Source organism: Rhizobium sp. P1_B8 (assembly GCF_056406515.1).
In genome coordinates this window covers 392,016-409,909 of sequence record NZ_JBFTZZ010000001.1, presented here as the reverse complement: position 1 = coordinate 409,909, position 17,894 = coordinate 392,016, and the positions used below count along the sequence as shown (strand labels likewise).

General features: G+C 60.6%; 19 protein-coding genes. 10 read left to right on the top strand and 9 right to left on the bottom strand.

Features of this window, described 5'->3' with window-relative positions:
- On the top strand, window positions 1-453 hold the full coding sequence (locus tag AC1D2N_RS01910) for a GNAT family N-acetyltransferase (RefSeq protein WP_047618566.1): 453 nt from the start codon (window positions 1-3) through the stop codon (window positions 451-453).
- A gap of 31 nt (window positions 454-484) precedes the next feature.
- Here AC1D2N_RS01910 and clpS read toward each other — a convergent pair whose 3' ends face one another.
- The gene (gene clpS / locus AC1D2N_RS01905; protein ID WP_026188480.1) at window positions 485-796 is read right to left on the bottom strand and encodes an ATP-dependent Clp protease adapter ClpS; all 312 of its coding nucleotides are present in this window, start codon (window positions 794-796) and stop codon (window positions 485-487) included.
- A 264-nt stretch (window positions 797-1,060) separates the two neighbouring features.
- Between clpS and ychF the strand changes: the two genes are divergently transcribed.
- Window positions 1,061-2,164 carry a redox-regulated ATPase YchF gene (gene ychF, locus AC1D2N_RS01900; RefSeq protein ID WP_026188481.1) on the top strand — a complete coding sequence of 368 codons (1,104 nt, stop codon included), beginning with the start codon at window positions 1,061-1,063 and terminating at the stop codon, window positions 2,162-2,164.
- Between the two features lie 192 nt (window positions 2,165-2,356).
- On the opposite strand, the gene AC1D2N_RS01895 is transcribed toward ychF, so the two are convergent.
- Entirely contained in the window at window positions 2,357-3,454 is a 1,098-nt protein-coding gene (locus tag AC1D2N_RS01895; protein WP_130652835.1) for a hypothetical protein, read from the bottom strand.
- A gap of 81 nt (window positions 3,455-3,535) precedes the next feature.
- Between AC1D2N_RS01895 and AC1D2N_RS01890 the strand changes: the two genes are divergently transcribed.
- On the top strand, window positions 3,536-4,027 hold the full coding sequence (locus AC1D2N_RS01890; RefSeq protein ID WP_130652836.1) for a MaoC family dehydratase: 492 nt from the start codon (window positions 3,536-3,538) through the stop codon (window positions 4,025-4,027).
- Window positions 4,024-4,491, top strand: coding sequence for a MaoC family dehydratase (locus tag AC1D2N_RS01885; protein ID WP_130652837.1), 468 nt, complete (start codon window positions 4,024-4,026; stop codon window positions 4,489-4,491). The genes AC1D2N_RS01890 and AC1D2N_RS01885 overlap by 4 nt, the downstream gene beginning before the upstream one ends.
- 24 nt (window positions 4,492-4,515) lie before the next feature.
- Here the strand turns inward: AC1D2N_RS01885 and AC1D2N_RS01880 are convergent, their stop codons facing one another.
- The 4 genes from AC1D2N_RS01880 to petA all read right to left on the bottom strand — a co-directional run bounded on the left by AC1D2N_RS01880 (window position 4,516) and on the right by petA (window position 7,945).
- The gene (locus tag AC1D2N_RS01880; protein ID WP_018243044.1) at window positions 4,516-5,058 is read right to left on the bottom strand and encodes an adenine phosphoribosyltransferase; all 543 of its coding nucleotides are present in this window, start codon (window positions 5,056-5,058) and stop codon (window positions 4,516-4,518) included.
- Window positions 5,059-5,173: 115 nt separating this feature from the next.
- Window positions 5,174-6,058: a cytochrome c1 gene (locus tag AC1D2N_RS01875; protein WP_047618577.1), complete on the bottom strand. Its 885-nt coding sequence runs from the start codon at window positions 6,056-6,058 to the stop codon at window positions 5,174-5,176.
- Window positions 6,059-6,083: 25 nt separating this feature from the next.
- Entirely contained in the window at window positions 6,084-7,352 is a 1,269-nt protein-coding gene (locus AC1D2N_RS01870; RefSeq protein WP_130729333.1) for a cytochrome b, read from the bottom strand.
- A 14-nt stretch (window positions 7,353-7,366) separates the two neighbouring features.
- Window positions 7,367-7,945, bottom strand: a complete 579-nt coding sequence (gene petA / locus AC1D2N_RS01865; RefSeq protein WP_026188482.1) for a ubiquinol-cytochrome c reductase iron-sulfur subunit — start codon at window positions 7,943-7,945, stop codon at window positions 7,367-7,369.
- Window positions 7,946-8,229: 284 nt separating this feature from the next.
- On the opposite strand from petA, the gene AC1D2N_RS01860 reads away from it, so the two are divergent.
- Entirely contained in the window at window positions 8,230-9,162 is a 933-nt protein-coding gene (locus tag AC1D2N_RS01860) for an endonuclease/exonuclease/phosphatase family protein (protein ID WP_130652838.1), read from the top strand.
- Here AC1D2N_RS01860 and AC1D2N_RS01855 read toward each other — a convergent pair.
- Entirely contained in the window at window positions 9,118-11,031 is a 1,914-nt protein-coding gene (locus tag AC1D2N_RS01855) for an ABC transporter ATP-binding protein (protein WP_130729334.1), read from the bottom strand. The genes AC1D2N_RS01860 and AC1D2N_RS01855 overlap by 45 nt on opposite strands.
- Before the next feature lie 162 nt (window positions 11,032-11,193).
- Between AC1D2N_RS01855 and AC1D2N_RS01850 the strand changes: the two genes are divergently transcribed.
- A complete protein-coding gene (locus AC1D2N_RS01850) occupies window positions 11,194-11,424 on the top strand; it encodes a CopG family ribbon-helix-helix protein (protein WP_018446685.1) in 231 nt (76 codons plus the stop codon).
- Window positions 11,425-11,536: 112 nt separating this feature from the next.
- On the opposite strand, the gene AC1D2N_RS01845 is transcribed toward AC1D2N_RS01850, so the two are convergent.
- Window positions 11,537-13,393: an ABC transporter ATP-binding protein gene (locus AC1D2N_RS01845; RefSeq protein WP_018243051.1), complete on the bottom strand. Its 1,857-nt coding sequence runs from the start codon at window positions 13,391-13,393 to the stop codon at window positions 11,537-11,539.
- A 386-nt stretch (window positions 13,394-13,779) separates the two neighbouring features.
- On the opposite strand from AC1D2N_RS01845, the gene AC1D2N_RS01840 reads away from it, so the two are divergent.
- Window positions 13,780-14,241, top strand: coding sequence for a tRNA (cytidine(34)-2'-O)-methyltransferase (locus tag AC1D2N_RS01840; protein ID WP_477980633.1), 462 nt, complete (start codon window positions 13,780-13,782; stop codon window positions 14,239-14,241).
- Window positions 14,242-14,457: 216 nt separating this feature from the next.
- Window positions 14,458-16,104: a Na/Pi cotransporter family protein gene (locus tag AC1D2N_RS01835; protein WP_018243053.1), complete on the top strand. Its 1,647-nt coding sequence runs from the start codon at window positions 14,458-14,460 to the stop codon at window positions 16,102-16,104.
- A gap of 3 nt (window positions 16,105-16,107) precedes the next feature.
- Here the strand turns inward: AC1D2N_RS01835 and AC1D2N_RS01830 are convergent, their stop codons facing one another.
- Complete coding sequence (locus AC1D2N_RS01830) at window positions 16,108-16,368, bottom strand: hypothetical protein (RefSeq protein ID WP_018243054.1); 261 nt, start codon at window positions 16,366-16,368, stop codon at window positions 16,108-16,110.
- Between the two features lie 178 nt (window positions 16,369-16,546).
- Between AC1D2N_RS01830 and hemF the strand changes: the two genes are divergently transcribed.
- A complete protein-coding gene (gene hemF / locus AC1D2N_RS01825; protein ID WP_130729336.1) occupies window positions 16,547-17,458 on the top strand; it encodes an oxygen-dependent coproporphyrinogen oxidase in 912 nt (303 codons plus the stop codon).
- Window positions 17,459-17,554: 96 nt separating this feature from the next.
- Complete coding sequence (locus AC1D2N_RS01820; RefSeq protein ID WP_018243056.1) at window positions 17,555-17,824, top strand: hypothetical protein; 270 nt, start codon at window positions 17,555-17,557, stop codon at window positions 17,822-17,824.
- Window positions 17,825-17,894 lie beyond the last annotated feature (70 nt).

The window sequence follows — 17,894 nt, the reverse complement described above, 5'->3', positions numbered from 1 at the left end:
ATGACGGACCGGGACTTCGTCATCCGCCCTGCTGCCCGCAGCGATCTCCCCAGTCTCATGACGCTTTACCGTCACCTGAACCCGACCGATCCGGTTCTCGACGAGGCACTTGCCGAGGAACGCTTCTCCGCCATCCTCTTGCAGCCGGGCATGACCGTGTTCATCGGCTATGCCGGTGATGTCGCCGCCGCAACCGTCACAACCGTCGTCGTGCCGAACCTGACGCGGAGCGGCGCTCCTTATGGGCTCATCGAAAACGTCGTTACCCACGCCGATCATCGCAAGCGCGGTTACGCCGGCGCCGTTATCCGCCACGCGATCGCAGACGCCTGGAACGCAGGCTGCTACAAGGTGATGCTGCTCACCGGCTCCAAGAATCCGGCCACGCTGCGCTTCTACGAGAATTGTGGCTTCGCTCAGGACAAGACCGGCTACCAGATCCGCCGACGCTGAGCCCCTCTCGGGACTGCCCCCGGCAAAGCGCCTATTCTTCCGGCTCTGTGGTGAACATCAGCGGAAAGCCCATGCCCTTGGCGAGGTCGATGCCTTCCTTGGCCTTGGTCTCGGCGATGTCCCTTACGCAGACCACGACCACACAGGAACCGAGCTTGTGCGCCGTCATCATCACCCGGTAGCCGGTCTCCTCGCTCATGCGGAAGACGGACTTCAGGATCATGATCACCAGTTCGCGCGGCGTATAATCGTCATTGACCAGAATGACCTTGTAGAGCTTCGGCTTATCCAGCTTCGGCTTCACCTTGGTCTTCGGTTTCAGGGCAACGTCATTGTCACTCATCGGAAAAATCCACCCGTTGATGACATGGAAAAGGCGGAGAAAACGTCCGCCGACAATATATTGCACCGTAAGCACGGCAGTTCAATGACGTAAATATCACTCAGCGGAAAGCGGAGGCAATCCCGGCCACGTTTTTCGAGAATCGCCGCAGCCTTCCTGTCATCCGGAGAGCCGTTGAACTTCAATTCCTGTTGCGAACCCTTGACCCAGGGCGGCCATTCCCGCATAGGCAGGGCAAAGTTGCAAACAGATATGGATCAAGCCATGGGCTTCAAATGCGGTATCGTCGGGCTGCCGAATGTCGGCAAATCGACCCTCTTCAACGCGCTCACCAAGACGGCCGCCGCACAGGCGGCGAACTATCCCTTCTGCACCATCGAGCCGAACACCGGTGAAGTCGCCGTTCCCGATCCGCGCATGCGCAAGCTTGCCGACATCGCCAAGTCCAAGGAACTGATCCCGACCCGCATCTCCTTCGTCGATATCGCCGGCCTCGTGCGCGGCGCCTCGAAGGGTGAAGGCCTCGGCAACCAGTTCCTCGCCAATATCCGCGAGGTCGATGCCATCGTCCATGTGCTGCGCTGCTTCGAAGACAGCGACATCACTCATGTCGAGGGCCGCATCAATCCTGTCGCCGACGCCGAGACGATCGAGACCGAGCTGATGCTCGCCGACCTCGAAAGCCTGGAGCGCCGCACCGAGCAGACGCGCAAGCGTGCCACCGGCAAGGACAAGGATTCGGTGGCGATGCTGCCAATCATGGAAGCCTCGCTGAAGCTGCTCAACGAAGGCAAGCCGGTGCGCACGCTGCTCTCGACGCTCGATGCGGAAGAGATCGTCATCCTCAAGAGCCTCAATCTTTTGACCTCGCATCCGGTGCTCTACGTCTGCAACGTCGCCGAAGGCGATGCCTCGACCGGCAATGAGTTCACCGAAGCCGTCGCCGTGATGGCTAGGGAACAGGGTGCCGAAACCGTCGTCATCTCGGCGGCGATCGAAGCGGAAGTTGCCCAGCTTCCTGAAGAGGAAGCCAAGGAATTCCTCTCCGCCCTCGACCTTGACGAGGCAGGTCTCGACCGGCTGATCCGCGCCGGCTACAAGCTGCTCCACCTCATCACCTATTTCACTGTCGGCCCTAAGGAAACGCGCGCCTGGACGATCGAGCGCGGCACCAAGGCGCCGCAGGCCGCCGGCGTCATCCATTCGGATTTTGAGCGCGGCTTCATCCGCGCCAACACCATCGCCTATGACGACTACATCAAATACAACGGCGAAGTCGGCGCCAAGGATGCTGGCAAGGCGCGCGACGAAGGCAAGGAATACGTCGTCCAGGACGGCGACGTCATCCATTTCCGCTTCAACACCTAAAGCAATTCCAGGAAAAGTGCGAAGTGATTTTCCCAGGCAAAGCGCAAAGCGATTTTGCCGGAATTGCGTGAAAACAAAAGGTTAGAACGGTTCTGTGCTTCCATGAAAAGCTGAACCGCTCTAACCGGAAATCGCTGCTATCTCGACCAATGCTTGTCGCCCAACTGCTGAGCAGATTGGGCGACATTTGTTTTACGACGTCGCCGCTAAGACAGCAGGCGGCAGTTTTTGCGAAATAGCGGCTGGCAGCGCCCGCAGCACGATGCGGCGCAGCGGCATCCAGCCTGTTCCGATGATGAGTACGATCGCTCCGACGACAATTAGCGTCGTGTAGATATAGGTGTCAACAGTCGCACTCCCCTGCCGGAAAATGCCATAGATCGCAAAACCGAGCGACAGCAGGCCTGACGTGACGAAGGCACGGCGGTCGATGACAAGGCCGATCAGCATCAACACCGCCACGCTGATAACAACGACGGGCGTCTTGATCGACACCGACTGGGCAACATCCAGCCAACTGCCGTCGAACGAAATCAGCAGCCTTACGCTGAAGAGCAGCGCCGGCGCAGCACCCAGATGAAGCCAGAAGGCGATATCGGAGCGTGTCGTCCGGCGCAGCCGATCGCCAAGGTCGAAATAGAGCGCCGTCGCGAACAAGCCCAGCGCGCAAGCGAGGAAGGCCACCGCCAGCACCATGGGATGGTTGCCGAAAAACGCAGGATCCCCGCTCGCCCATTGCACGAGCCGCAAAAGCAGGGCGAGGACGAGGGCAAGGGCCGACATGATGCAGAGCGCCAGCGACAGCGGCACGCGATAACGGGCATAATAGAGGCCGAGTATGATCGGGAAGCCGGCGACGAACTGCGTCATGTCCGCCCCGATGTCGTTAAAGAAGGCTGTTCCCGGCTTGAAGAAGAAGGACATCAGCAGGACTGTCCAACAGAACAGCGCGATTGTCAGGCTGACGGCCGGCAGCGCAAGCCGCTGGCGGCGTACCAGGATTTCCGAGAGCACGATGATTGCAGGCAGCACGGCATAGAGCGCGGCAAGCCCCCAGAGACCGCCGAGCGCCACGGCGACGCCGATGGTGATCAGCACATCGTGGAAGCCGCGCACGAAGCGCGGCGTCTCGGTATCCGACCAGACCTGTCCCTCCGCCGCCATTGCCGGCTGCGCCTCAGCGACGCCGACACCGCGCTCCGTCAGGAACGGCAAAAGCCGCCCGCCGGCCTCCGGCGAGATCAGCTCTTGGCGCACGGCCTCATCGAGTATCGACCTTAGTTCAGTCATGCCGGTTTATCTCCCCGGAATCATTGAGCCCGCGCGGATGCTATTGTAAGCATTGTGCGCTGCATATGGCGGGAGGAGCGAATGTCGGCAGAAAAGCTTTCCTTCGAGGATTTCCAGCCCGGCCGCCGCTTCACGCTCGGCCCGAAGCTGGTGACCACCGAGGAGATCATTGAGTTCGCAAGCGAATTCGACCCGCAGCCGATGCATCTCGATGAGGCTGCCGGTCGCGCCAGCATTCTCGGCGGGCTTGCCGCTTCCGGCTGGCATACCTCTTCGATGTTCATGCGAATGATGGCCGAGAGCTATGTGCTGCATTCGCTCTGCGAGGGTGCGCCGGGCGTCGATCTGATGGAATGGCGAAAGCCGGTGCTTGCCGGCGACACGCTGTCGGGCCGCTCGACCGTGCTCGAAGCCCGGCCGATGCGCTCGCGCCCCGGCATGGGCATCGTCAAGTTTCGCCACGAGGTGGAAAACCAGCGCGGCGAACTCGTCTGCGTCTCCGAGAACTCGGTCATGTTCGGCATGCGCGTCCGGCCCGCAGATATCGGCATAAGCCCGGAGACATCCGCATGAGGATGTCCGAGCTTTACACCGTCGGCGAAAAGGCCGAGATCGGCAGCTACACCTTTACCGAGGAAAACATCATCCGCTTCGCGACGCGCTACGATCCGCAGCGTTTTCACGTCGACAAAGAAGCCGCCAAAGACACCCTCTTCGGTGGCCTCTGCGCCTCGGGCTGGCACACCACCGCCGCCTGGATGCGGACCTTCCTCGCCTTTTGGGAAAGGCAGAGCGCCGCCCTCGCGCAAAAGGGTCTGACATCGCCGAACCTCGGCCCTTCACCCGGCTTCCAGAAACTGCAATGGCTGCGGCCGGTTTTCGTCGGCGACGTCGTCACCTATTCCGTCGCCTTCCTCTCCAGCCGGCCGCTCGCATCGCGACCAGGCTGGCACCTCAACACCATCCTCTGCGAGGGTGTCAATCAAAACAGCGATCCCGTTATCCGCTTCGAAAGCGGCGTGCTCGAATTCGACTGACACTGCAGGCGGTCGGACGAGGGTTCAGTGCCCGGAGAATTCGACCAGAGTGTGCACGACAACGCCGAGCTCTTCCAGTTTCTTGCGGCCGCCAAGGTCCGGCAGATCGATAACAAAGCAGGCGCCGACCACTTCAGCGCCGATCTGGCGCAACAGTTTCGTGGCACCCACAGCCGTACCGCCGGTGGCGATCAGGTCGTCGACCAGGATCACCTTCTCTCCAGGCTGCACCGCATCGCGATGCATCTCCATTTCGTCAACGCCATATTCCAGGCTGTAGGCGATACGCACGGTCTCGTGAGGCAGCTTGCCCTTCTTGCGGATCGGCACGAAGCCGGAAGAAAGCTGATGCGCCACCGCGCCCCCAAGGATGAAGCCCCGCGCCTCCATGCCGGCGATCTTGTCGATCTTCATGCCCGCATAGGGCTGCACGAGTTCGTCGACCGCCCGGCGGAACGCACGGGGGTTGCCGAGCAGCGTGGTGATGTCACGGAAAATGATGCCGGGCTTGGGATAGTCGGGAATGGAGCGGATGCTGGCTGCGAGCTCCGAAGTCGTATTGTCCATGGAAAGTCCATATTCTGCGAGGGCATGAAACTGGCCGCACCCTATCAATTGCCAGGGGTGGAACCAACAAAAAAGGCGGCCCGAGGCCGCCTTTTGAATGTCGATCGGAAACCGCTCAGTGTTCCTTGTTGGCGTAGATCGAGCGCTTCGTCAGGTAGATCAGCACCGTGAAGATCGCCAGGAAGATCATGACCATGAAGCCGGTGCGCTTGCGCTCCTCGAGATGCGGCTCTGCGGCCCACATCAGGAAGGCGGAGACGTCTCTCGAATACTGGTCGACCGTCGCCGGCGCGCCATCGTCATAGGTCACCTGCCCGTCGGAGAGCGGCTTCGGCATGGCAAGGACGGCTGCAGCGTGGAAATATGGATTGTAATGTGAGCCCTGCGCCACCTGAAAGCCGGCTGGCGGCTCTTCATAGCCGGTCAGCAGCGCGTGGATGTAATCCGGGCCACCCTCCTGATACTGCGTGAAGATGTCGAAGACGAATTGCGGGAAGCCGCGTTCGACCTCGCGGGCCTTGGCGATCAGTGAAAAGTCGGGCGGAGCCGCACCGTTGTTGGAAGCAGCAGCGGCCTCTGCATTGGGGAAAGGCGCCGGGAAGTGATCGGAAGGGACGGCCTTGCGGCTAAACATCTCGCCGGCCGCGTTCGGGCCGTCCTGAACCTCGTAGTTCGCAGCGAAAGCCTTTACCTGCGCCTCGGAATAACCGAGCTCATCGAGCATGCGGAAGGGCACGAGGTTCATCGAGTGGCAGGCGGAACAGACTTCGGTGTAGACCTTGAGGCCACGCTGAAGCTGACCCTTATCGTAATGACCGAACGGACCGGCGAAAGTCCATTCCTCCTCCTTCGGCTCCTTCAGCGGATAGTGCGGCGTCTCACTTTCCGCGTGATGGGCAGGAGCCGCGCCGTTGGCGGGCGTCGCCTCCTGGGCCAGCACGGCACTGCCAAGACTGGCAGCGAATGCGAACGAGAGAATGCTTGTAACAAGCGTTTTCATATTTCTATTCCCTTCCGTCGCTCGCTTATGCCTTGACCGCTAGGGTCTTGTTGCGCTTTTCGAGCACCGCTTCGGTGATCGAGTTCGGGATGCGGCGCGGTGTTTCCACCAAGCCGAGAACCGGCATCGCGACCAGGAAGAAAGCGAAGTAGAGGAGCGTGCAGATCTGCGAGATCGTGGTGAACAAGCCTTCCGCCGGCTGCGAGCCGAGCCAGCCGAGGATGATCGCGTTGATCACGAACAGCCAGTAGAACAGCTTGTACCAGGGGCGGTAGACGGCGGAACGGACCTTTGAGGTATCGAGCCACGGCAGGAAGAACAGCACGATGATCGCGCCGAACATCACGAGCACGCCGCCGAGCTTGGAGTCGATCGGGCCGACGTTGAAGGTGATCGAACGCAGCATCGCGTAGAACGGCAGGAAGTACCATTCCGGAACGATATGGGCCGGCGTCTTCAACGGGTCGGCCGGGATGTAGTTGTCGGCATGGCCAAGGAAGTTCGGCAGGTAGAAGACGAAATAGGCATAGACCAGCAGGAAGATCGAGACGCCGAGAGCATCCTTCATCGTCGCATAAGGCGTGAAGCACACCGTGTCCGTCTTCGTCTTGACCTCGACGCCCGTCGGGTTCGTCTGGCCGACGACGTGCAGCGCCCAGATGTGCAGGATGACGACGCCGGCGATCATGAAGGGCAGCAGGTAGTGCAGCGAGAAGAAGCGGTTCAGCGTCGGGTTTTCAACCGCGAAGCCGCCGAGCAGGAACTGCTGCACCCATTCGCCAACCAGCGGAAAGGCGGAGAAGAAGCCGGTGATGACGGTGGCGCCCCAGAAGGACATCTGGCCCCAGGGCAGAACGTAGCCCATGAAGCCGGTCGCCATCATCAGGAGGTAGATGACCACGCCGAGTATCCAGAGGATCTCGCGCGGCGCCTTGTAGGAGCCGTAATAGAGGCCGCGGGCGATGTGCAGGTACACCGCGACGAAGAAGAAGGATGCGCCGTTGGCATGCATATAGCGCAGCAGCCAGCCGTGGTTGACGTCGCGCATGATCTTTTCGACGGAGTTGAAGGCGACCGACGATTCGGCGGCGTAATGCATGGCGAGCGTGACGCCCGTCAGGATCTGCACCACCAGCATGACGGCGAGCATGGCGCCGAACGTATAGGCATAGTTCAGGTTACGCGGAACCGGATAGGCGATGAAGCTGTCATAGACCATGCGCGGCAGCGGAAGGCGCGCATCGACCCATTTCTCGAGGCCGGTTGATGGCTCGTAGCTGGAATGGCCACTCATTAATCAGTCTCCCCTCAACCGATCTTGATCTTGGTATCGGACAAAAATGAAAAGGTCGGAATCGCCAGGTTCTGCGGCGCCGGGCCTTTGCGGATGCGGCCGGCCGTGTCGTAGACCGAGCCATGGCAGGGACAGAACCAACCATTGTATTCGCCGGCCTGGCCGAGCGGCACGCAGCCGAGATGCGTGCAGGTGCCGATCATGACGATCCAGTTTTCCTTGCCCTTGCCGCCCGAACGGTCAACAGCCGTTGCCTGAGCGTCGACAGGAAGGTTTGCATTGCGCGCGATCGGGTCCTTTAGATCAGCAAGCTGGACGGCGTTTGCCGCTTCCACTTCCTCAGGCGTGCGATTGCGGATGAAGATCGGCTTGCCGCGCCATTTGACCGTCAGCGACATGCCGGGCTCAAGGCTGGCAACGTCGACTTCGATGGAGGCGAGAGCGAGCGTCGAAGCATCAGGACGCATCTGATCGATGAACGGCCAAGCGACCGCAACGGCGCCGACGGCGCCTGCCATACCAGTGGTGAGATAAAGGAAATCACGGCGAGTGGGTTCGCCCATGCCCTCGCTTGTCGTTTCGTGTTCGCTCACGGCTAACATCCTCTGCGCAATTTTCGCGGAATTCCGCCCTGCCCCCTCTACCGGCGAATCTCTCTGGACACAATTCGGCCATAGATTCCCCGGCAATCCGGCGCGTTCTATGCTTGATCGCAAATTATGTCCAGCCTTGGCAAGGGGATGAGGGCACAATGTCGCGGGAAATTTCGGATGAATTTTTTAAGGCAAACACGCGCTTGCCATTATGTTGCATTGCAACAAAAATGCCCCCGTGATAGGCGCAGTCGCAGCCATGCCAGCGAGCCGGACCGGAGCGGATGAGAGACACGATTTTTTGCGTATTCAGCGTTCTCACGACGCTCGTTCTCGCCATTGTCTCCCTCCGATACTTCACCGATTTCTATCTGCTGTCCTTCTTTTACAGCTTCCAGGTCCATCTGGCGGTGGCCGGCGCCGTGGCCTCGGTCGCTGCCCTTCTCGTCAAGCGGCACTGGTATGCGCTGCTGACCCTCGCGGTATCGGTGGTCCTTGCCGTCCATGGTGTCGTGATGATGCGCGAATTCGTCGAGCCGGCTGTCGAGGAGAGCCGCCCCGCCCTCTTCAGGCTGATGTCCTTCAATATCGAGAATGATAATTTCGCAAACGGCCCTGACATCGCCGATATGGTCATTGCCTCAGGCGCCGACGTCGTCAGCATCCTGGAGGCCGAACCGCTGCTGTCGGAACTGCCGCGGTTGTTGAAGATCTATCCCTATTACATCGGCTGCGGTGTCGGCATGGAGCAATGCGATACGCTGGTGCTGTCGAAGCGTCCGTTAATCGAACCCCGTATCCGCAATCTCGGCCTGCTCTGGCGCAACCGGCTGACGATCTCGACGATCGATTTCGATGGCCAGAAGATCAATTTCCTCGCCGCGCATCTGACCAAACCTTATTACGACGAATTCCACGGCCTGGAAATCGAGGATCTTGCGGAGATCATTCCCTCCCTTTCGGGACCGCTCGTTCTTGCCGGCGATTTCAATACGTCGATTCTGGCGCCCGACGTGCAGTATCTCATGCGTAGCCAGGGCTTGGGCACGGTATCGCTGGAGCCCGCGACATGGCCGATCCGCGCCGGTGCTTTCGGCATTCCGATCGATCATATCTTTACCCGCGCGCCCCTGCGGCTGAAATCGGTTCGCCGCATCGAGAACGGCTTCGGATCAAATCATTTTGGCCTGATGGCGGAATTCGTCGTCAACCCCTAGGCCCGCATCCTCATCCGTAGCGAGGAAGCCGCCAGACTGGCGCGCCCAAAGTTCCGCATAGAGTCCACCGCGGCGAAGCAGTTCGTCATGGCTGCCCTCCTCGATGATCCGGCCGAGATCGACGACGATCAGCCGGTCGAGCGCTGCGATCGTCGACAGCCGATGGGCGATCGCAAGCACCGTCTTGCCTTCCATGATCCGATGGAGATTGGACTGGATTGCTTCTTCTACTTCCGAATCGAGCGCCGACGTCGCTTCGTCGAGAACGAGGATCGGCGCGTCCTTCAGCATGACGCGGGCAATCGCGATGCGCTGCCGCTGCCCGCCTGACAGTTTGACGCCGCGTTCGCCGACATGCGCATCGAAACCTCTGCGGCCCTGCTGATCTTGCAGGCGTTCGATGAACTCGATGGCTTCGGCGCGCCCGGCCGCCTCGACCAGCCCCTCCTCGCCGGCATCGGGCCGTCCGAATAGGATATTGTCGCGCACTGAACGATGCAGCAACGAGGTATCCTGGCTGACGACGCCGATCTGCATCCTGAGAGATTCCTGCGTCACGGCTGCAATATCTTGGCCGTCGATTAGAATGCGCCCGTCCTGAATATCGTAGAGGCGCAGCAGCAGGTTCATCAGCGTCGATTTCCCCGCGCCCGAACGGCCGACGATCCCGACTTTTTCGCCCGGCCGAATGGTCAGGGAGAAATTCTCGACGACCGGCTGATGACCCTTGCCGTAGCGGAAGGAAACATTGTCGAAGCGGATGCCGGGCTGCCGGATCACCAGGCCTCTGGCATCCGACCGATCGACGAGCCCCAGAGGCTGGGAGATCAGCTCGGCGGCGTTCTGGATGGTGCCGAGATTGCGCATGATGCCGTTGAACTGCGTCATCAGCCGTCCGAGCAGGAAATTCAACCTGAGCACCAGTGCCAACGAGAATGCCACGGCACCGGAGCTGACCAGGCCGCGCAACCAGAGATCGACGCTCAACCCCGCCATCGTCACGATCATCAGGCCGGAGAGCAGCGCCATCGAGGCCCTGACGCCCGTGATGAACCGCGTGAAGCGCAGCACCGTATCCTGATAGATATCGAAACCCTGCCGCATATAGCGGTCGCTCTCCTCGTCGCGGGCAAACAGCTTCAGCGTCTGCATGTTGCTGTAGGAGTCGACCATCCGGCCATTCAGCATCGATCCGGCCTCCGCCGTTTCGCGAGAATGATGACGAATCCGCGGAACGAAGTGGCGGGCAAGCAGGCTGAAGGCGCAAAGCCAGAACAGCACGACGGCAGCCAGGGAAAAGTCCAGCCGGGCAACGAGCACAAGCGTCGTTGCGGCATAGATGCCGACGAACCAGACGCTTTCCATCAGCGAGGTGACAAGATCGCCGGTTGCCTGCCCGGCCGACCAGACTTTGGTGACGATGCGCCCGGAGAAATCACTCTGGAAGAACGACAACGACTGCCTGGAGACGTGGAGATAAGATTGCCAGCGTGCGAGATTATAGAAGCCCGGCGTGATCACCTGCTGGTCGACGAGGGCAATCAGGAAGGCGACGACGAAACGCACGAGCCCGATGAGGGCGAGCATGCCGAACAATTCGCCGCCATGGGCGGCGAGAAGACCGTTCCAGCCGGCCCCAGGCGTGATGCTGCCGAGGATATCGACCAGGCGTCCGACGAACCAGAACAGTGCGGCCTCGATCGCCGCCGACGTGCCGCCCAGAACGAGCATGGCGACGAACGGCATCCTCGCCTGGCCGATATAGAACCAGATGAATCCGAGCGTCGAGCGCGGCGGCTGGAGATTGGCGCGTGGGCGGAACGGATCGATCCAGGTTTCGAACCGGCGGAGGATGGGGTTCAGCAACATAGAAGCGATATAGGCGGATTAGCCGAGCCGGCAAAGGGAATGAAAAGCGGACAGAATGTTATATTTTGGTAATTATCGGTAACATCGGCGGCATACCCATTGAATGCCCCCGAACTGGTCACAATCTCACGTTACGATCGCGGTTTACCGGAGACCACTTCCATGGAAACGAAAATGCTCGATGTGCATGTTCCGCTTCCGCTTGCAGAAAGGCTGGATGCCCTGGCATTCGCCCTGGGGTTGCCGCGCGACGAGATCATCGCCGAGGCCATCACCACCTGGATCGATCAGGAGGAGCACCGCCGCCTTGTCGCCCTGCGCACGATCGCGGCTGTCAACACCATGGTCGTCGTCGAGCATCACCGCGTGATCGATTGGGCCGACAGCCTTTGAACGGATAAGAGGCAAACGGAGTCAGTTCTTCAGCAACCGTCCGGCAAGCTTATAGCCATCCTAAGAATTCAAGAGGCCCTCCCCGCTTTCGCAGGGAGGGCCCCATTGCATCTTATTGCGCCGCCACCTCCGCTTCCTCGGCGTGATCGGAGAGGAAGCCGCCGGACTGGCGGTTCCAGAGGTCGGCATAGATGCCGCCTCCTTCGACCAGCTCGATATGCGAGCCGGCCTCGATGATCCGGCCTTTGTCGAGCACGATCAGCCGGTCCATCTCCGTCAGCGTCGAAAGCCGGTGGGCGATCGCGATCACCGTCTTGCCCTCCATCAGGGCGAAGAGGTTTTCCTGGATCGCGGCCTCGACTTCCGAATCGAGCGCCGAGGTCGCCTCGTCGAGTACCAGGATCGGCGCGTCCTTCAGGAAGACGCGGGCGATCGCGACACGCTGCCGCTGGCCGCCGGACAACTTGACGCCGCGTTCGCCGACCTGTGCGTCGAGCCCTGCGCGGCCCTGCATGTCGACGAGGCCTTCAATGAACTCCCAGGCATTGGCGCGTTTGGCGGCCTCGATCACCTCGTCGTCCGTTGCTTCGGGACGACCATAGGCGATGTTGTCGCGGATCGAGCGATGCAGCAGCGAGGTGTCCTGCGTCACCACGCCGATCAGCGAGCGCAGGCTTTCCTGCGAGACGCCGGCGATGTCCTGCCCGTCGATGGTGATGCGACCGGCCTCCAGGTCGTAGAAGCGCAGCAGCAGGTTCATCAGCGTCGTCTTGCCGGCGCCGGAACGGCCGACCAGGCCGACCTTCTCCCCCGCCTTGATGTCGAGCGACAGGTTGTCGATGACGCCCTTGCTCTTGCCGTAGTGGAAGCGGATGCGGTCGTAATGGATCGCGCCCTTCTTCGCCGTCAAGGTGGGTGCACCCGGCTTGTCGACGATGTCGTGCTGTTTGCTCATCATCTCCATGCCGTCATAGACCGTGCCGATATTCTCGAACAGCGCCGAAACCTCCCACATGATCCATTGCGACATGCCGTTGACGCGCATGGCAAGACCGATGGCGATGGCGATGGCGCCAACCGATATCGCGCCGTTCAGCCAGAACCAGATCGACAGGCCCGAGATGACGAAGAGCGCAACACAGTTGTTCACGTAGACGCAAATATGGAAGAGCGTCACCTTGCGCATCTGCTTGTGCACGGTCTGCAGGAACTCGTCCATGCCCTCCTTGGCATAGACCTCCTCGCGGCCCGCATGCGAAAACAGCTTGACGGTCGCGATATTCGTATAGCTGTCGACCACGCGCCCCGTCATCATCGAGCGCGCATCCGCCTGCGCCGCCGCAATCTTGCGAAGCCGCGGCACGAAATAGGCGACGATGCTGATATAGACCGCGAGCCAGACGAGGATCGGGATCATCAGCCGCCAGTCGGCCGCTGCGATAACGATGATCATCGTCAGGAAGTAGGTGACGACATAGACGAAGACGTCGAGGATCTTCATCACCGTCTCGCGCACGGCAAGCGACGTCTGCATCACTTTGGTCGCGACACGCCCGGCAAACTCGTTGGCGAAGAACGACATGCTGTGGCGCAGCAGGAAGCGGTGCATCTGCCAGCGTGCGATCATCGGATAATTGCCGAGCATCATCTGATGCATGATGAGCGAATCGAGCCCGGCCGTCAGCGGCAGGCCGACCAGCACCAGCGCCGCCATCCAGAAAAGCTTGTGGCCTTCTCTCTCCAGGAATGTGGCGCGGTCGGCATTGGTCAGCCAGTCGACGATGTCGCCGAGGAACTGGAAGAGCGCCACTTCGCCGATCGCGATCAGCGCGGTGAGCACGGCCATCAGGCCGAGCCAGGGCGCAGCTGGTTTACTGTAGTGCCAGCAAAAGGCAAAAAGACCTTTCGGCGGGGCGACAGGGTCCTCGCTTGGAAAGGGATTGAGTCGCTGTTCGAACCAGCCAAACATGAAATTGCTCCGAAACGTCACCGTTCCGGCTCCCGGCTTCGCGCCATCCCAGCGCACTGCAAGCACATATGGGAACCGAACGTTCAAGGGGCGAGGCTGAGACAGCCGCACAATGGATCAAAAAAGGAAATTCAGGGAAGAAACCCGCACTATCGGCGGAAAATCGCACCGCTTGGCATCACGGCCGGGAGGCGCACATACAGCAAAATATTCATTCTGGCGCTCCTTGCTGGCGATTAAAGATATGCACCGATAACGCGAAAACGAGGAATTTTCCAGCCCTGTTCTGCCGAAAAATTCATCTTTTCGGGTCCAAACGCGCCCTGTTGCGTCGAAATCACAGTTGCATTAGGCCTTTTGCGGTGAAAGCGGAAAGATAGCGCATCATGACTTCACTGAGACTGGCACTCTACCAGCCGGATATTCCCGGCAATACCGGCACGATCCTGCGCCTTGCCGCCTGCCTTGGTTTCGCGGTCGATCTGATCGAACCGGCCGGCTTCGACATCTCCGACCGCAACCTGAAACGGGCCGGTATGGATTATCTTGCCGCCGCCGCCCTCACCCGCCATGTCAGCTGGGACCGCTTCGAGGCGTGGCGTCTGACCACCGGCCGCCGCCTGATCCTCGCCTCGACCAAGGCTGCGGCGCGCTACACCGATCTTGCCTTTCGCCCGGACGATATCCTGCTCTTCGGTCGCGAAAGCGCCGGCGTGCCGGATCAGGTGCATCAGAGGGCCGACGCCCGCATTCTGATCCCGATGCTCGAAGGCCAGCGCTCGATCAACGTCGCCGTCTCGGCCGCCATGATCGTCGGCGAGGCGATGCGCCAAACCGTCTGGGCCTGACGGACACCGGCGCCGAGGGAGCAAAGCCCGCGGAATTGCCGATCCGCTCCAGACTATGTCGCAAAATAGCGTTGTCTATCTCTCAAACCGGCGTATATTTATTAGCCGGGCAATCAAAAATTCAGTATTGGCCTCCATGATTCCAACACGTTGGAATGGCCATGTGAGGAAAACCGCATTTCTCCAGATCTGTGAAAGAAGAATAAAAACAACAAAATGGACTCTACAATCATCATGATCAACCTGTTCGGCGCCGTGGCTCTGTTGCTGTTCGGCCTCGCGCAGGTGAAGGATGGCGTATCCAGAGCCTTCGGCGCCCGCCTGAGAACGGGGCTGGCGACCGGCACACGCGGCAGTCTTCGTTCCTTCCTGTCGGGCCTCGTTGCGACCGTCGCACTGCAGAGCTCGACGGCAACGGCGCTGATGACTGCCTCCTTCGTCGAGCGTGACCTGATCAAGCCGCGCATGGCGCAGATTGTTCTGCTCGGCGCCAATGTCGGCACCGCGATCACCGCCTGGATCGTGGCAACGGGCATAGAATGGCTCTCTCCTCTTCTCATTCTTGTTGGCATTGTGCTTTACCGCGGCCGTTCAAGCACCAGCCAGGGCGGCGGCACAGCGCTGATCGGTATCGGGCTGATGCTGCTGTCGCTGCACCTCCTCGGTCTTGCGACGGAGCCGATGCGCGCCTCCCCTGCTCTCGCCGCCTTCATCGGCCTGCTGGATGGCGCCCTGCCCGTGGCAATGATCGTCTCGGCAGCACTTGCCTTCGCATCCTCGTCGAGCCTTGCGGTGGTGGTGCTCATCCTGTCGCTCGCCTCGGCCGGCGTCGTCTCCGCCGAACTCGTCATCGTGCTCGTGCTCGGCGCCAATCTCGGCGGCGCGATACCGCCTGTCGTCGCGACATTGTCCGGTCCGGTTTCGGCCCGGCGCGTCACCCTCGGCAATCTCGCCGTCCGCACGCTCGGCTGCCTTATCGCCTTGCCGCTGGCGGGTTATGGGGCGGAACTCATCCAGTTGCTGCCCTTCGGTCCTGCCAAGCTGCCGGTCGATGCGCATCTTGCCTTCAACCTTCTGCTGGCGGCGCTGGCCTGGCCATTCTCCCGGCCGCTCGCCACCCTGATGGCCCGCCTGGTGCCGGATCAGGCCGAGCCTGACAGCGCCCCAAAATATCTGGATGCGCAGGAACTTTCGACGCCGGTCGTGGCCCTCGCCAGCGCTACCCGCGAAGTGCTCGGCGTCGGCGACTTGATCGAGCGCATGCTGATCCGGGTCTCCGAAGCCTTCGAGCGTAACGACGCATCGAAGCTTGCCGAGATATCCGCCCTCGAAGAGCGCGTCGACCGACTGCAGCAGGCGGTGAAGGTCTATCTCTCGAAGCTCGGTCGCGAGGGTCTCAGCGACGAGAACGCACGCCGCTCGATCGTCGTCATCGATTATGCGATCAACCTCGAACATATGGGCGACATCATCGAGAAGGGCTTGCTGGAGCAGGTGGCGAAGAAAATCTCCCTCGGACTGAAATTTTCCGAGGACGGTCATCAGGAACTGCGGAAGCTGTTCGATCTGACGATCGACAATCTGCGCGTCGCTCAGACGATCTTCGTCACCCGTGACTTCAATCTCGCGCGCCAGATGATGGAGGTAAAGGTCGAGGTGCGCCGGATGGAAAAACAGTCTGCCGAGCGCCACCTTGAACGTCTGCGTGACGGCCGCGCCGACAGCCTGCAGACGAGTTCTCTGCATCTCGACATGCTGCGCGACCTGAAGCGCCTCAACGCCCACATCGTCTCGGTGGCGCATCCGATCATGGACGAAAACGGCCTGCTGATCGAAAGCCGTGTGCGGGCGACTACGAAGTGACCGTCAGTCGGCCGAAGGCAGGCGGCGCATGGTGAATTCGATCTGATCGCCGTCGAGCTGACGCCAGCTCTCCACCTCGGTCCAGTAGGCGGCTTTCGGATATTCGTCGAACCATTCGCGCGCCTTGGCGCGTGCGTCCATGAGGCCGAGGCAATATGTCTCACGCACGAAATGGTCTTTCCTGCTCGGGGGATTTTCCGCCCGATGTCTCGCTATCCTGCGCTTCAGGCCGTCGAAGGACGGAGGCCCTGGAACTTTTTTCATCAAACCTACCTCCTCGGAAAAGGTAGTATCGAAATTCTTGATTTGCGAGTCGAATCTTGGAAGCGCTCAGCGGTGCTTGGCCACGCTTGGCGAGATGCAGCACCAACTGCTAATCATGGCGCGCAATCAAGAATGAGCGAGTCGCCTCCGAAGGAGATGTCGACCGTCGGAGGCGTAAATGGAAAGACCGGAACTGCCGATCGGCTTGCCTGACGATATCGAAGAGAAGAAGGCTGCCGCCCGCAGTTGGTTCGAGGGATTGCGCAATACGATCTGCGCCTCCTTCGAGACCCTCGAGGATGAGTTGGAAGGGCCACTCTCCGACCAGGAGCCCGGCCGCTTCGTCGCCAAGGACTGGTCGCGCGAAAACGGCGCCGGCGGCGGTGGCCGGATGTCGATGATGGAAGGCCGCGTCTTCGAAAAGGTCGGCGTCCATACCTCCACCGTCTACGGCGAATTTGCCCCGGATTTCCGCGCCCAGATACCCGGCGCCAAGGACGATCCGCGTTTCTGGGCCTCGGGCATCTCGCTGATCGCCCATCCCGTGAACCCAAACGTTCCGGCCGTGCACATGAACACTCGCATGGTCGTCACCACCAGCCGCTGGTTCGGTGGCGGGGCCGACCTGACGCCGGTGCTGTCACGCCGCCGCACGCAGGAGGACGAAGACAGCCAGCTCTTCCACAAGGCCATGGAGATCGCCTGCCGCAATCATGCCGTCGCCGATTACGATGCGTACAAAGCCTGGTGCGACGAATATTTCTTCCTGAAACACCGCAACGAGGCCCGAGGCATCGGCGGCATCTTCTACGACTGGCTGCATTCAGGCGAGGAAGCCGGCGGCTGGGACGCCGATTTCGCCTTCACGCGTGATGTCGGCCGGGCCTTCGCCATGGTCTATCCAAAAATCGTCCGCTCCAACTTCAACAAATTGTGGACAGAGGCCGATCGCGACGAACAATTGATCCGCCGGGGCCGCTACGTCGAATTCAATCTGCTGTATGATCGTGGCACGATCTTCGGCCTGAAGACCGGCGGCAACGTTGAATCCATTCTCTCTTCGTTGCCCCCCGTCGTCCGCTGGCCATGAAACTGTGATATCTCGTCGATAAATTCGAGGTGATAGACCTTCACGAAAATTCAGTGCGTCCTAACTTTATAGTATGTGCGTAACAATAGGATTGTCATGACGATACAAAGTGGCTCGCCAGCGTCTACGGATGTCCAGGAAACATCCCGCACGATTGACACATCCGAGTTTCTGACGCGCATCGCCGAGAAACTGCGGACCAAGAGCGGCTCGGATCTGCCGCTGTCCTGCTTCATCGAGCAGGTCAAGCTGCAACTGGCCGGCGGGAAGTCGCCGGAACAGCTGCAGAACGAAGCAGCGGCCGCCAACAGCAACATGCCCGGTCAGCTTTCGGATACCTACAAAGCCTGGGCGATGCCCGACTGATACGGCCTTTACTGGCCGGCATGTCGATGCCGGCCGGAACCTTCCCTCCCCCCGCACATTCTTAAATCGT